Source organism: Vibrio sp. M260121, from assembly GCF_036533715.1.
Taxonomy (GTDB): Bacteria; Pseudomonadota; Gammaproteobacteria; order Enterobacterales; family Vibrionaceae; genus Vibrio.
Window position 1 is genome coordinate 53353 of sequence record NZ_JATABF010000021.1, and the last position, 14954, is coordinate 68306.

The 14954-nt window shown below is 47.1% G+C and carries 15 protein-coding genes; 4 read left to right on the forward strand and 11 right to left on the reverse strand.

Going from position 1 to position 14954, the window contains the following annotated elements; all coding sequences use genetic code 11:
- Nucleotides 1–10: 10 nt before the first annotated feature.
- The 3 genes from ilvE to ilvG are packed head-to-tail and all read right to left on the reverse strand — an operon-like array spanning nt 11 to nt 2904.
- Nucleotides 11–949, reverse strand: coding sequence for a branched-chain-amino-acid transaminase (gene ilvE / locus QTO06_RS13185; protein WP_331408410.1), 939 nt, complete (start codon nt 947–949; stop codon nt 11–13).
- Nucleotides 950–961: 12 nt separating this feature from the next.
- A complete protein-coding gene (gene ilvM, locus QTO06_RS13190) occupies nt 962–1246 on the reverse strand; it encodes an acetolactate synthase 2 small subunit (RefSeq protein ID WP_005440786.1) in 285 nt (94 codons plus the stop codon).
- A gap of 11 nt (nt 1247–1257) precedes the next feature.
- Nucleotides 1258–2904, reverse strand: a complete 1647-nt coding sequence (gene ilvG / locus QTO06_RS13195) for an acetolactate synthase 2 catalytic subunit (RefSeq protein ID WP_005440785.1) — start codon at nt 2902–2904, stop codon at nt 1258–1260.
- 462 nt (nt 2905–3366) lie between these two features.
- On the opposite strand from ilvG, the gene QTO06_RS13200 reads away from it, so the two are divergent.
- Nucleotides 3367–4890 carry a YifB family Mg chelatase-like AAA ATPase gene (locus QTO06_RS13200; protein ID WP_331408411.1) on the forward strand — a complete coding sequence of 508 codons (1524 nt, stop codon included), beginning with the start codon at nt 3367–3369 and terminating at the stop codon, nt 4888–4890.
- A 49-nt stretch (nt 4891–4939) separates the two neighbouring features.
- Here the strand turns inward: QTO06_RS13200 and QTO06_RS13205 are convergent, their stop codons facing one another.
- A complete protein-coding gene (locus QTO06_RS13205) occupies nt 4940–5896 on the reverse strand; it encodes a DUF2860 domain-containing protein (protein ID WP_331408412.1) in 957 nt (318 codons plus the stop codon).
- 169 nt (nt 5897–6065) lie between these two features.
- Here QTO06_RS13205 and QTO06_RS13210 point away from each other — a divergent pair, with 169 nt between their 5' ends.
- The gene (locus QTO06_RS13210; protein ID WP_005429796.1) at nt 6066–6944 is read left to right on the forward strand and encodes an acyltransferase; all 879 of its coding nucleotides are present in this window, start codon (nt 6066–6068) and stop codon (nt 6942–6944) included.
- Between the two features lie 69 nt (nt 6945–7013).
- Here QTO06_RS13210 and QTO06_RS13215 read toward each other — a convergent pair whose 3' ends face one another.
- The 5 genes from QTO06_RS13215 to QTO06_RS13235 all read right to left on the reverse strand — a co-directional run bounded on the left by QTO06_RS13215 (nt 7014) and on the right by QTO06_RS13235 (nt 10976).
- Complete coding sequence (locus QTO06_RS13215; protein ID WP_005429765.1) at nt 7014–7616, reverse strand: thiol:disulfide interchange protein DsbA/DsbL; 603 nt, start codon at nt 7614–7616, stop codon at nt 7014–7016.
- A gap of 34 nt (nt 7617–7650) precedes the next feature.
- Nucleotides 7651–8637: a serine/threonine protein kinase gene (locus QTO06_RS13220; protein ID WP_045371983.1), complete on the reverse strand. Its 987-nt coding sequence runs from the start codon at nt 8635–8637 to the stop codon at nt 7651–7653.
- A gap of 48 nt (nt 8638–8685) precedes the next feature.
- On the reverse strand, nt 8686–10107 hold the full coding sequence (gene ccoG, locus QTO06_RS13225; RefSeq protein ID WP_331408415.1) for a cytochrome c oxidase accessory protein CcoG: 1422 nt from the start codon (nt 10105–10107) through the stop codon (nt 8686–8688).
- Between the two features lie 311 nt (nt 10108–10418).
- Nucleotides 10419–10685, reverse strand: a complete 267-nt coding sequence (locus tag QTO06_RS13230; protein WP_005429763.1) for a YihD family protein — start codon at nt 10683–10685, stop codon at nt 10419–10421.
- 123 nt (nt 10686–10808) lie between these two features.
- Complete coding sequence (locus QTO06_RS13235) at nt 10809–10976, reverse strand: hypothetical protein (RefSeq protein WP_020196731.1); 168 nt, start codon at nt 10974–10976, stop codon at nt 10809–10811.
- Nucleotides 10977–11272: 296 nt separating this feature from the next.
- Between QTO06_RS13235 and QTO06_RS13240 the strand changes: the two genes are divergently transcribed.
- Nucleotides 11273–12079, forward strand: coding sequence for a sporulation protein (locus QTO06_RS13240; protein WP_331408417.1), 807 nt, complete (start codon nt 11273–11275; stop codon nt 12077–12079).
- 72 nt (nt 12080–12151) lie between these two features.
- Nucleotides 12152–12805 carry a PAQR family membrane homeostasis protein TrhA gene (gene trhA, locus QTO06_RS13245; RefSeq protein WP_010444687.1) on the forward strand — a complete coding sequence of 218 codons (654 nt, stop codon included), beginning with the start codon at nt 12152–12154 and terminating at the stop codon, nt 12803–12805.
- A 38-nt stretch (nt 12806–12843) separates the two neighbouring features.
- Here the strand turns inward: trhA and QTO06_RS13250 are convergent, their stop codons facing one another.
- On the reverse strand, nt 12844–13482 hold the full coding sequence (locus tag QTO06_RS13250) for a DUF3157 family protein (protein WP_331408418.1): 639 nt from the start codon (nt 13480–13482) through the stop codon (nt 12844–12846).
- Nucleotides 13483–13507: 25 nt separating this feature from the next.
- Nucleotides 13508–14953, reverse strand: a complete 1446-nt coding sequence (locus QTO06_RS13255; protein WP_005440768.1) for a TrkH family potassium uptake protein — start codon at nt 14951–14953, stop codon at nt 13508–13510.
- Between the last annotated feature and the right edge of the window lies 1 nt (nt 14954).

Sequence of the window (14954 nt, forward strand, 5' to 3'; positions counted from 1 at the left end):
CTAATCCTTCTTACTTCTGTTCTGGGTACACATAGTCTAACCAGCCCCACTTATCTTCCGTGGTGCCGTTAAATAGGCCAAAGTAGGCCGCTTGTAGTTCTTTAGTGATTGGGCCGCGTTTACCGGTGCCCACTTCAATTTTGTCGATGGTTGCTACTGGCACAACTTCGGCTGCCGTACCTGTCATAAAGACTTCATCGGCAAGGTAAAGTGCTTCACGCGCAATGTTCGCTTCGCGCACTTCATAACCTTTATCGCGTGCGATGGTCATGATTGAATCACGAGTAATGCCCGGCAGAATCGCACTGGTTGCTGGTGGTGTGGTAATCACGCCGTCTTTGATAACAAAGATGTTTTCACCGGCACCTTCCGATAGATAACCGTCTACGCTCAGTGCGATACCTTCGTCATAGCCGTGACGACGAGCTTCACCACCGACTAGTAGCGAAGATAGGTAGTTACCGCCCGCTTTAGCTGCAGTTGGGATGGTGTTAGGCGCTGCTCGATTCCAGCTAGAGATCATGGCATCAACGCCAGCTTCTAGCGCTTCTTCACCTAGGTAAGAGCCCCAAGGGAATGCGGCAATGATAAGGTCCATCTCAGTACCAACTGGTGGGCACACACCCAAGCCAACATTACCGACAAAACCTAATGGACGAATGTAAGCGCTGTCGAGTTTGTTCTGGCGAAGGGTTTCGCGTGTTGCTTCCATGATTTCTTCCACTGTGTATGGAATCGGGAAGCGGTAAATCTTGGCAGAATCTTTTAAACGTTGTGCATGCTCACGGTGACGGAAGACAATTGGTCCTTTTGGCGTGTTGTAGCAGCGTAAGCCTTCAAATACAGAGGTGCCGTAGTGCATTGCGTGAGTCAGAACGTGAACGTTCGCCTCTGCCCACGGAACCATCTCGCCATTAAACCAAATGAAATCTGCAGTTTTCGTTGCCATTTATTGCCTTCCTTATGCACTCACGTGTTGTTGTAAGTTGTGATTTGGGAGTTCATCGTTGCGGATCTTAAGTACCTCAACGGTGCGAATGTCCCACAACTTCTCAATTTGATTGACCAAAAACGAGATAGGTCGATCACTGTCGACGATGATCTCTACGCTGGCTACTTTGCTTTCGTGGTTTTGGGTAGCAGCGACTTGTTTGATCACAAAGCCTCGGTGACGAATCACACGAAGAACGCGCTCCAACAATACCGGTTTATCGTCGGCTTTGATGTCGAGTAAATATCTGTCCATGCGATTGTCTCCTAAGTGTTTTCCAACATATCACTGTTTGATGCACCAGGTGGTACAAGTGGCCACACGTTCTCTTCTTCGTCGATTAAAACGTGAAGCATGTAAGAAGTCTTACTTTCTAGCATCTCTTTGAGAGCCGGTTCGACTTCTTCTTTCTTGGTGATGGTTTTGCCCGGGATATCGAACGCTTTGGCAAGCATCACGAAGTCTGGGTTGTCATCAAGAATGGTTTCGCTGTGGCGGCCGTCAAAGAACAGCGACTGCCATTGGCGAACCATGCCAAGACGTTGGTTGTTAAGAAGGACAATCTTTACTGGAATCTGACGACGCTTCAGCGTGCCCAATTCCTGCACGTTCATCATAAATGAACCGTCACCTGTAATAAGGATAGACTGATCATCAGGACGTGCGACTGCAGCGCCCATGGCCGCTGGTAGGCCAAAGCCCATAGTGCCAAGGCCAGCAGAAGTGATGAAGTTTTGTGGATCGCGTGGTTGGATATGTTGTGCTGCCCACATCTGATGCTGGCCGACGTCAGTCGAGACAATTGAGCTATCCGGCATCATGTCAGACAGTTGCTTAAGTAATAGCGGTGCGTAGATCAATTCGCCCGGGTGGTCGTAACGCCATTTGAATCCGCTACGTAGGCTTTCACTGTGATGTACCCAAGGAGTGATATCTTGAGTTAGCTCTAGTTGAGGAAGAATCTTGCTGATCTCACCACGAAGTGGTGCATTGGCGTGGCGTAGCTTATGAATTTCAGCCGCATCGATGTCGATATGAATGACTTTCGCGTTTGGCGCAAACGTGTCGAGCTTACCAGTCACGCGGTCATCAAAACGAGCCCCAACTACAATCAAAAGGTCACATTCTTGAACCACAAGGTTTGCAGCTTTGGTGCCGTGCATGCCCAACATACCTAGGTAGTGCGGGTCGTGACGTTCAATAGTGCCCAAACCTTTTAGCGTGCTTACCGCTGGCATTGGGTTTAAACGTAGGAACTCGCGTACTGAGTCTGTCGCTTTGGCAATTTGCACGCCACCGCCGACGTATAAAACTGGGCGAGTTGAAGCGGCGAGTACTTCTTGAGCGCGCTGGATATCAGCATCAGTGACTAAAGGTGCAGCTGGTGGAACAAAAGGAGGCAGAAGTTCTGTCGGTGCTTGAGCAAGCTGAACGTCTTTGGCGATATCAACAATCACCGGACCAGGTCGACCTGTTTTGGCCACTTCGAACGCTTCGGCAAGCGTTGGGGCAAGGTCTTCAATTTCAGTCACTAGATAACTGTGTTTGGTACAGGCTAGAGACATTCCGATCACATCCATTTCTTGGAACGCGTCGGTACCGATATGAGAGCTAGCAACCTGACCTGTAATGGCCACTAGAGGAACGGAATCGAGGAAGGCATCGGCAAGGCCAGTAACAAGGTTGGTGGCACCTGGGCCGGAAGTGGCCATACAAACCGCAACGTCTTGCGTCGCGCGGGCCATCCCGATGGCGGCCATTGCAGCCCCTTGCTCATGACGGCATAAGATGTGTTCTACACCTCCGTCATACAACGCATCGTAGATTGGCATGATGGCTCCACCAGGATACCCAAACACCGTCTCGATGCCTTGCTGTCTTAAAGCGGCTACGACTAGTTCTGCACCGGTCATCGTAAACCTCCTTTGCTACGTTGTGGCTCGTAGCTATCGCCATGTGTTTTGCACTTCATGTGCACTCCCATTCTTCCCGTTAAGCTGTCTAAGGGTTAGACAGATGACAACTTGTAGTTGTAAAAAAACCCCCGGACTTCTCAGTGCGGGGGTTTTTTGTAATTTGTGGCTATCTTTCGCCCACAATCCCCCGCGCGGTGCCAATAATGACCACGATAATCAGGGCTAGCAGTGAGTTGATGTGAGCGAATAAGTTCATCTGTCTGTCGTTCTGTTTTCGTTAATAAGTGTTGTGTAATGTTCTACGAAAATGTTTGCGTCACTAGTGGTAACACACAAATCTGCTGCATGACAAGCAAAAAGTCATTCTTTTTTCACATTAAGTACCAATCTGGACAGGCTATATAACATATCCATATAGAAAATATCTGGTTATATAACGTACAAAAATTTGAGGAAATTATGGGGCTGGCAATCATTCATAGTCGAGCAAGTGTGGGTGTGCAAGCGCCATCGGTAAGTGTGGAAGTCCATATCAGTAATGGGATGCCGGGCTTTACGCTAGTGGGTCTACCGGAAACCACAGTAAAAGAATCCAAAGATCGCGTCCGCAGTGCGATCGTTAATTCCAACTTTCAATTCCCTGCCAAGCGAATTACGGTAAATTTGGCACCTGCGGATCTGCCCAAAGAAGGTGGACGCTTCGATCTACCGATTGCATTAGGGATTTTGGCAGCTTCAGAACAAATCGCGACAGATAAGCTCAAAAACCACGAATTTGTCGGTGAATTAGCTCTTTCTGGCGGACTAAGAGCTGTAAAAGGTGTGTTGCCCGCTGCGTTGGCTGCGAACAAAAAACAGCGCCATTTAGTGGTGCCTCATGCTAATGGCGATCAGGCGGCACTTGTCGGCAAAGAGCAGCACAAATCTGCCCAATCACTATTGGAAGTTTGTGCTGAGCTGTGTGGCCAACATCAACTGAACTTGTATCAAACGCCCAAGAAAAAAGAGCTCAAAGCACACGGTCGTGACTTGCAGGATATCATTGGTCAGCAGCAAGGAAAGCGCGCTTTAGAAATTGCGGCTGCTGGCAATCACAACCTGCTTTTTCTTGGCCCTCCAGGCACTGGCAAAACCATGTTGGCCTCTCGATTATGCGATTTGTTACCTGAGATGAGTGATGAAGAGGCGATGGAAACGGCTTCTGTGGCGTCACTGACTCAAAGTGAAATCAATGAACACAACTGGAAGACGCGGCCGTTTCGTGCCCCGCATCATTCCAGCTCCATGGCGGCTTTAGTTGGTGGTGGATCTGTGCCGAGACCGGGCGAAATATCTTTAGCTCACAACGGGTTATTGTTTTTGGACGAGATGCCGGAGTTTGATCGTAAGGTGCTCGACTCTTTACGTGAGCCATTGGAGTCTGGTGAAATTATTATCTCTCGGGCGCAAGGTAAGACGCGTTTTCCTGCTCGGTTCCAAATTGTAGGGGCGCTTAACCCGAGTCCGACAGGGTATTACGAAGGCAACCAAGCTAGAACGAATCCGCAAGCCATCCTGCGTTACCTTGGCCGATTATCAGGCCCACTTCTTGATCGCTTTGATATGTCATTAGAAATTCCTGCATTGCCGAAAGGAACCCTCTCTGAAGGCGGCGATAGAGGGGAACCAACGGCTATCGTCAAAGAGCGGGTGAATCAAGCACGTGACTGTATGCTGGCTCGTAGTGGTAAGGTGAATGCATTATTGGGCAGTCGTGAAATTGAAGCCTTCTGCCCGCTGCAAAAAAGTGATGCGGAGTTTTTGGAAAATGCGCTGCATCGTCTTGGATTGTCGATTCGTGCTTATCACCGCATCATTAAAGTTGCGCGTACTATTGCCGATCTGGAGGGTTCACCGCAAATTGAGCGAACGCACCTAGCAGAAGCTTTGGGTTATCGAGCAATGGATAGGTTGCTCAAGCAGTTGACGGCTCAAGCGGTATAAGGAATCCAGAAATAGCAGTGAGCGGTTTTGCTCACTGCGATTAACGTGTCTAGAAGGCGTAGTTCAAACCGACAGACAGCAGGTATTCTTTTTCATCGTAGAATGTGATGTTGGAATCGTTGTTCCCGTAGCCTGCCAGAGAGATGAATGACCAGTTTTGCCAGTCAAAGACATTCTTGTACTCGTATGCGGTGAAAAAACTCAGAGTGCCATCATTGCGAGTTTTGCCAAATGTTGTGCTAGCTGCGTCAAAGTCTTTAGCGGCATAGCCTGCTGTGAGTACGATGCGGTGTCGCTGGATAAACTTGAACCAGCTAAGGTCGAGCCCATACGAGTTATAGGATTCAGCATCGCCATCCGCATCATGGTGGATGTAGGTAAATGCTGGCTGCAGCATTGACGTGCGGCTCAGTGGAATACGGTAGTCACCTTTGATGTGGTAGATCTTTGCATCACGCAGTAGTGATGGATCTGTCACGGTATCTTTCTCTACGTCTTTATCTGCGTAAGCCAAATCAAGATTAAAGTTGTTGTCTAAGAAGCGGTTGATTTGGAGACGAAACGCATTGCCGCCTTCATCGGTGGTTTTTCTCGATTGCCCAGTTAGGTATGGGTCTTGCCATGTTTCTCCTTTCAGGATGGTCGGTAGATAGGAAAAGTCGAGTACAGTGCCCGAAGCGAGTTGGTACTTATAACCGAGCTGGAAGGCGAGGGTACCGATCGCGATATCGGAGCGCGTGGTACCGGCATACACTTGGTGATTGAGCTTGTTGCCAAAGGTATATGCTGCGCTGCCTAGGGGCGCAACGATAAAAGATTCATCACTTTCGGCACGTTGATTTAGTGATGGAATGGTACTGTCGCTATCTGTGTTGAAGTTGGACTCTGATGAGAAGAAGCCTGCGTTTAACGAAATTTCACCGCTAAAACCTGCGGTTTCTTCAAGTTGAGCTTGTGCTGAACTGACGATAAAAGCCAAAGGCAGTATGGTTAGCCTTGGATTCATTCGCTTTCTCCTTGTTTGTCGAATGAAAGTGGTAATTCGAGTTGAGCGTTGGTCTAGTTTTACAGTGAAACAAATCTGACCATTCTTACAAATATTCCAATGTGTCAACGGATTCGTATAATTACACGCTGTTTTATTATTCACGCGATATAGTTACTGATTGATTCCCATGCTGACCTATTTGTTACTCATTTTTAACGCTTCCTTTGTGATTATAAACTCTGCGGTTTGTTCCATCGCAATTTGTATCATCGCAATTTTTAAGTTGTTGCTTCCAACAGCTAAGCTCAAAGCGAAAGGTACCGAGGCTGCCAACAAAATGATGTGGGTTTGGGCCACGGTCAACGCTGGTATTCTTGCCTTGTTCAACCGCGTTGAGTGGGATATTCAAGGTGGCGAAAATCTCAAGAAGGACGGTTGGTATCTGCTGATCAGTAACCATCTTAGTTGGACTGATATTGTTGTACTGTGTTGTGTATTTAAAGATCGCATTCCAATGCCAAAATTTTTCTTAAAACAGCAATTATTGTATGTGCCTTTTATTGGTATGGCTTGCTGGGCGCTGGATATGCCATTTATGCGTCGCTATTCTCGAGAGTATTTGATTCGCAACCCACACAAGCGCGGTCAGGATTTGCAAACTACGCGCCGTTCTTGTGCAAAGTTCAAACACACGCCAACTACGGTAGTAAATTACGTTGAAGGCACTCGTTTCACCGAGGAAAAGCAACGCAAGAGTCGTGCGGGTTATCAACATTTGCTGCAGCCAAAATCAGGTGGCATTGCTTACACATTAGCGGCTATGGGCGATCAGTTTGAAAACATCATTGATGTGACCTTAGCGTACCCAGAAAACACCAATAAGCCATTTAAAGACATGATGATGGGACGTATGACGAAGATTGTCGTGCGCGTAAATGTTTTACCAGTCGATGAACGCGTGTTGGGTGATTACTTCAATGACAAGCCATACAAGCGCCAATTCCAACAATGGCTGGGTGATGTGTGGCAAGAGAAAGATCAGTTACTGCAAGATATCCATAAGTAACCAGACCTAAAGGTTAAAATTAAAAAAGGGGAGCAAGATGCTCCCCTTTCGTTTGATGTTCGACTCGAGTTACTTAAGCGTCAGTAGGTAATCAACCAAGGCAAAGTATTCCTCAGTGGATTTAATACCTTGTGCTTGAACTAGGTACTTGTTGTTGACGATAACAGCAGGAACGCCAGTTAGACCGCTATTTTCAAATTGCTTGTCCATACGACGAACCATTGAATCAACCGCAAAGCCTTTGAATGCTGCATCGAATTTCTTCGCGTCTACGCCTTCATCTAGGAAGATTTGACGAAGTTCTGCGTCATCACGGGGTGCTTTACGCATGTTGTGAATGCGGTTAAACATCACTGGCACCATCTTGTCTTCAACTTTAAGTGCAACCATAGTCGCGTAGGCCTTGCTCATTGAAGGGCCCATGTTGCCGCCCATGAAAGAAACGTGGTTCTTTTGTAGCTTCGCGCCTTCAGGTAGCTGCTTCTTAAGTTGCTGGATGATTGGTTCAAACGTATTACAGTGTGGACAGTAGAAAGAGAAGAACTCAGTCACGACAGGCTTTTTCGACGCCTCTAGATCCAATACTTTGTAGTGCTCACCTTCTTTGAATTGCGCTGCATGTGCCGACAGGCTTAGCATCAGCATAGAAAACAGTGCGAACAGTTTTTTCATTTAATAATCTCCATTTTGAATTGTTCGGCCTGACTTACCATTGAGGCATTAAAGACAGTGGTGCTTCTTCTAAGCTGGCAATCTGCTCTTTAAATGCAAGGACCTGACCTTCCCAGTATTTTGGCTCATTGAACCATGGAAAAGCGAGCGGAAATGCCGGGTCATGCCAACGTTTTGCTAGCCATGCCATATAGTGCACCATTCGTAGACCGCGAAGAGGCTCGATTAGTTTCAATTCTGCCGAGTTAAAATCGCAAAACTCTTGGTAACCTTCTAAAACAATATCTAATTGCATCAGTTTGTCTTGGCGTTCGCCGTTGAGCAGCATCCATAAGTCTTGGACCGCAGGGCCATTACGTGAGTCATCCAAATCGACAAACATTGGGCCATCACGCCATAAGATGTTACCTGGATGGCAATCGCCATGCAGACGAATCGTGTTGAAGCCTTCTTGCCAGTGACTTTCAATGGATTTGATTAGCATATCCAAATCATTGAAGAAGCTGTTCTCCAAATGCATCGGAATCATGTTGGCGTTTTGCAGAATCTCTCTCGGTTGATAGAGGTATTCTTGTAAGCCAATAGTTGGTCTATGTTGGAAAGCTTGTCGGCTACCTACTTTATGGATACGGCCGAGGAAACGACCTACACCTTCGAGCTGATCTAAGTTATCGACTTCGTATTGACGACCGCCGACACTTTCAAACAAAGCAAAGCCATAACCTTGATAATGATGCAGTGTTTCACCGTTGATAAGTACAGGTGGTGCGACAGGGATTTCGTTGTCGATCAGTTCAAGGGTGAAGTCGTGTTCTTCTTGAATCTGCTCATTGCTCCAGCGTTCTGGACGGTAGAACTTCACCACGTAGCGCTGGCGTTCTTCGTCAGTAAACTGGTAAACGCGGTTTTCATAGCTGTTGAGAGCAAGAAAGCCCGATTCTGCTCGAATGCCGATGCTCTCTAGCGCATACCACATAAAGTCGGGCGTGAGGGCATCAAAGTTGAAAGTACCTTGGGACATATAAATAAAAAGGCTCATTGCTGAGCCTTTTTCCATTAGTCATCGAAGTTATAGCTTCTTGATAAATCGGCTTTCTACTTCGATAGTGAATTCGTTGCTCTTATCGGTGAGTATAAACTGAATTGTCGTGATCGCAGAGTCTAGCTTGTCAGGATCTGCGCCAAGGCTCATTGGTAAGTTCAGTACTTCACCCGGTTCAACTTGGATGGTTTGTTTACCATACCAGCTGACATCACTTAGTCCCTCTACATTCAAATCGTATTCTTGAACTTGTTGAGTTTTGTTGATGACTTTCAGCGTGTAGGTGTTTTCCACTTCGCCAGAGCTGTTCACTCGGAATAATTGGTTACGGTCACGCAGTACGCTCATGCCTGCTGGATCAACCGATGCGACCTGGAGGAAGAACAGGCCAATCATCACTAGTAGTACCGCACCATAGCCAAGCAGTTTTGGACGCATGACCTTGGTACTCTTACCTGAGAGACGATGCTCTGTGGTGTAGTTGATTAGGCCTTTCTCGTAACCCATGCGTTCCATGGTGTTGTCACACGCATCAATACATGCACCACAGTTGATACACTCATACTGCAAACCATCACGGATATCGATGCCAGTTGGGCATACCTGAACACACAAATCACAGTCGATACAGTCGCCCAAGCCAAGTTGTTTTGGATCGGCTTTGCGTGAGCGAGGGCCGCGTTTTTCACCACGACTAGAATCGTAGCCCACGATGAAGGTGTCTTTATCGAACATCGCCGATTGGAAGCGCGCGTAAGGACACATGTGAATACACATAATAGAACGCATCCACCCAGCGTTGCCGTAAGTACAAATGGCAAAGAACATCACCCAAAATACTGGCCAGAAGTTAGCATTAAAGGTAAAAAAGTCGATAACCAGTTGCTTCATTGGCACAAAGTAACCGACAAAGGTAAAGCCAGTTGCGAGGGCTATCGAAAACCACGCTATGTGTTTGAGGGCTTTACGCATCGCTAAGTTAGCGGTTAGCTTGTTGGAATCCTGTTTACGACGCTTATTGGCACTGCCTTCTAGTTTTTCCTCAAACCATATATACATAAAGGTCCACACGGTTTGCGGACACAGATAGCCACACCAAACCCGGCCTAAGAAGGTAGTGATAAAAAACAGTCCAAACGCGGCTATCACAAATAGCAGAGCGAGTAGGGTGAGGTCTTGTGGGTACAGCGTGGTGCCGAAAAAGTTGAACTGCTGGTTACCGATGTCCAGCAAAATGGCTTGGCGCTCGCCGTAAGGAATCCAAGGAATCAGGGCAAAAAACAGCAACAAAAACCAACCGCCGTAGCGACGCAGTTTTTGGAACGTACCTTTGCTTTCGCGAACATAGATTCGATTGCTTGGGTTGAAACGGTCCCCGTTGCCTTTGTGGGTCTTGGGGTTAAAGGTCTTTGGAGTCACATCTTTGATATCAATCTTATCCTGACTCATGCACTCATCCTTCTTTAGGCTTTCTTATAATGTACGGCGGCACTTCTAATGATGTCGCTCGATGACATTGCTGTTTGGTTCAAACCATGACATATGGTTGAACATAATTATTTTAGTAAATACTGATGAACGGCGATTATACAATCAATAACAATTCCGTTTCTTTAACGCAGTCAATGTTTAACAACAAAAGTCAGTACAGTTAACCAGATAAATGACTGAACAGTTATAACTGCCGTTTGAAGTGTTTGATTTAGTTATAAAAAAAGCGACTCAAATGAGTCGCTTATCAATGCTAGGTGTTGCGCGGTTTACTTGATGATACCGCGCGCGCGTAGAATCGCGGTCTTAAAGTCGTCTTCTTGGTCTTTCTTTAGACCCGGGATCATTTCGTCTTTACCGCTGTTGCGCATTTTTAGGTGGTAGATCAGCACGTCATCGGTCAGATCTTCCAATTTACCTTCATAACCTGCTTCGTTCGCCAGCTTCATGATGAATTGTAGCAAGTTCATTTCTTGGTCTTTGTGCCACTCAGGCTCTAGTAGCTCAAGCAGCTCTTCAATACGATGACACTTCATTTCTTTCTCCACATAATTTATAGGTGTTATTTGCTACTAAAGGTATCAAATTGCTCGGCGAACACCAAATAGGAAAAGGGTAGAGAGAAAAGAAAAAAGCGCGGTGATTGCCGCGCTTTTTAATTAAGCTGCTTTGATAACTTTGTTTGGAACACTTGGCACAATCGCTGTCTTCTCAACCAGAGTCATTGCTGGCGCAACTAGTTTTGCCTTTGGCGCAGTAGTAAAACCACTGCGACGGCGCATTGCACTACGATTTGTATGTGCGAACCTGACTGTTGTTGGGCGCATTTAGATACCTAACTGCCAGGCATATCCATTGCCGATGTAATGGCCTAACTCACTATGAGTTGAGCTTCAACTGCTTGAAGGGTGGCTCTTCTGGCTCTCGCCAATCCAAATAATGAATCAGGAATAACGATATGCATGCATATCATGTATAGGTTAGCACTCCTGTCATAATTGGTCGATAGTTGAGCAGTTGAATTGTATGGAATTTATGGTTTTCTGTGCGAATTCGAGACGAAAATTTGTTTTGATCCCATGATCAGCAGTAGTAGTATGAGATCTCTACCAAGGAGGTGCATATGTCATTTTTGAAGAAGACACTTGCGAGTTTTGGGATCGGCAGTGCTAAGGTCGATTCGATCCTAAACCAAGACGTGCTGTTTCCCGGTCAGATTGTGGATGTCTCTATCCACGTTTATGGCGGAGCGACCGAACAAGCGATCGATAACATCGATCTCAAGCTGTGTTGCCGTTATATCGCGGAAGCGCCAGACGATCGTGGAGCAAGAGAAGGGCACAGCATGAGACGCGTACCCCAAACGCATGTTCTGGCAAAGTGGAACCTCCCATACGCATTTACTATCCATCCCGGCGAAGATCGAACCTTCGAAGTTAAACTCGATGTGCCGTGGAATACCCCTGTCACCATCGGTGATGCCAAAGTCTGGTTAGAAACGGGTTTGGACGTTGCGATGGCGCTCGACCCTACCGACAAAGACATTCTCACCGTTAGACCTGACCCACTTATGGATGCCGTTTTGTCTGCTTTTGAGTCGCAAGGCTTGCGCATTCGCCAAGTAGAGTGCGAAGAAGTCAAAGGCTTCGACCTACCATTTGTACAAGAGTTTGAAATGGTGCCAACCGATGGCCCATATCATGGCGTATGGCGAGAGTTGGAGTTTGTTGCTCACCGCGATGAGCAGAACCTCAAACTGTGGTTTGAAGTGGACCGCACCCGCAGCGGAGCAAGTGGCATGCTGGCAAGCTTACTCGGGAGTGGCAAACTAAAACGCGAACTGAGCATTCCGGTGAACACGAAACTGGATGACGTTGGTCCATTAATCCTGAATTACCTCGAACAAACCACGGCTGCACACGAGTCTTAATTTAAGCTTACACGTGTACGCTTAATGTGCCATACTAGAGTGAATATTCAAAACTCTAGTATAGGCACGTTCATGTCCTCACCTCAGAAAGCACAATACAGTCAGGGCGAAGAACTGGCCAACTCCATTACCCATGGTATCGGAATGATTTTCGGTATTGTAGGCTTGGTTTTACTACTGGTTAAAGCGATTGATCATCAAGCGGACACGCTGACCATTACCAGTATGGCAATCTACGGCTCTAGTATGATTGTGCTGTTTCTGGCTTCTACGCTTTATCACGCCATTCCATACCCGAAAGCCAAACGTTGGCTGAAAACCTTCGATCACTGTGCCATCTACCTTTTGATTGCAGGTAGTTACACGCCATTTTTATTGGTGAGTCTGCGTACACCATTGGCGATTGGGCTGATGATTGTGATTTGGACCATTGCGCTGATTGGCATCATCATGAAAGTCGCGTTTGTCTATCGATTCAAAAAATTGTCTTTGATGACGTATCTGGTGATGGGGTGGTTATCGTTGATCGTGATTTATCAGTTGGCGATAAATCTCGATATTGGTGGTCTGACACTATTAGCAGCGGGTGGATTGGTGTATTCGATCGGGGTGATTTTCTACGTTGCTAAGCGGATCCCTTTTAATCACGCAATTTGGCACGGCTTTGTGTTGGCGGGTTGTGTGTGTCACTTCTTCGCGATTTATTACTTTGTCGAGCCTATCTAGCTGATAGAGATAAACCCGACAAAGCATGTCGTATCGTATTAGCGAGTTTTCACTTCTAATACTTCTGCTGAGAACTGGTATTGCTGCGACTGTGGCACTGCCAGTTTAATCGCTTTACCTTGCTCGGCCTGTTGTGGGCGAAGGTAGGTATCTGCCATGCGTTTGATAGATTGCCAAACCGTGATGTTTTCTTTCGCCAATTGTTTGCCAGTCATATCGAATACCTGCACTTCCACTTCTACCTGAATCACCGATTGTGAGCTTTGGTTCGTGATAGAAGTAGGGAAGATCAGTTCACCATCCTCGTAGCTTGCCGAGCCAATCAATACATCCACACCTGAATCAGATAGCTGCATGGTTGGCTTCTTCGCGTTTACAACAACGGTGGTACCGACTTTCTTGGTCACAACTGGAATTGTTGCCATCTCTGTTGTTGCAGGAGCTGAAGTTGCCACGGCTTCAACGGCGGTGGTTGAGGCTACGACAGCCGCAGCTTCTACTGCTTCAACTTTCTCTAGTGTGGTCTCTGCGGCTTTTGGTGTGGCCTTTTTCACGACATATTCCCATGTGAAGTCGTCGTTCAGTTTTACTTCGCGCCCATCCGCCAGTTTCACAACTTCGGCTGCGTAAACCGATGAAGATGCGAGTAGGGTCGCCAGAGTGATCCATGTTTTCATTGTTATACCTTTTATTTGAGTCTGTTTAACGGCGCCAAAACGCAGGGAAGAACAGTACAAGAATAGTCAGAATTTCCAGACGGCCCATCAACATACCAAAGCTTAGCAGCCACTTAGCTGCGTCTGGTAACGGTGCAAAGTTACCTGTTGGGCCAATCACGCTGCCCATACCCGGACCCACGTTCGCTACTGCGGTAATGGAACCAGAAATACTGGTCACAGGGTCTAGGCCAAGTGCACTTAAGCAGCCTGCGATAAAGATGATGGTGATAAAGAACATCAAACCAAATGCCACCACTGAACGAACAATATCGTCATTCACTGGGCGTTGGTTGTAGCGCTGAACGAACACGCCAGATGGATGAATCAGTTTCATGATTTGCTTGTTAAGCAGCGTCATCGCGATCTGGAAGCGGAAGATTTTAATCCCGCCGGAGGTCGAGCCCGAACACGCGCCCGCCATCATTAAGAAAGCAAACAGCGTGGTAGGTAGAGCGCCCCATGCGGTGAAGTCTTCTAGACCAAACCCAGTTGTCGTCACCACCGATACGATGTTGAACATTGAAACGCGCAGTGCATCCAAAATGGTGTAACCATCGCGAATCACCAACCAAGCAGAAACCACTAAGCTAGAGAATAAGAACAAGTAGGCAAAACCGCGTACCTGAGCATCTCTAATTAATACTTCGACACTGCGCTTGCGTAGCGCGGCAACAAACAACAGGAATGGCAGGCCACCAAGGAACATAAAGGTGGTCGCGACCCAGTGCGCACCATTAGAGAAGTGGTTCATCGAACCGTCAGACGTTGAGTATCCGCCCGTAGATAGGGTTGTAAACGCGTGGTTGATCGCTTCAAACAGGTTCATGCCAGTCAGCAAATAACCCACAATACACAAGCCTGTCAGCATCAGATACACCAATACGATGTTCTTCGCGACGGTCTTGGCTCTCGGGCTGCTCTTATCAGACCAATCAGACGATTCGGTTTGGAACAGCTTCATACCACCAACGTTAAGCATTGGTAGGATAGCTACCGCCATTACGATAAAGCCAATACCACCCAACCATTGCAAGATGGAACGCCACAACAAGATACTCGGCGCCATGTTGTCTAAACCACTGAGTACAGTAGAGCCTGTTGTGGTGATGCCAGACATGGTTTCAAAATAGGCGTCGGTAAAGCTAATGTGGTTGATAAACACAAACGGCAATGCAGCAAACGCACTGGCGATGGTCCATACCAAACTGGTGATGAGGAACATGTCACGCACACTGAGTTTGAACTTGGCGGTTCGGCCAATCGTCAAACAGATGAATGCAGCTAGGTGGGTGATCACAACGGCTTGGGCGAAATCGAGGAATCCGCCCGTACCAGTGAAAAACGCGACCAAAGTCGGCACGTACATAAAAAGGGCCAGTTTGGATAAAACCAGCCCGATAACAAACAGTACGGGACGTAAGTTGACCATA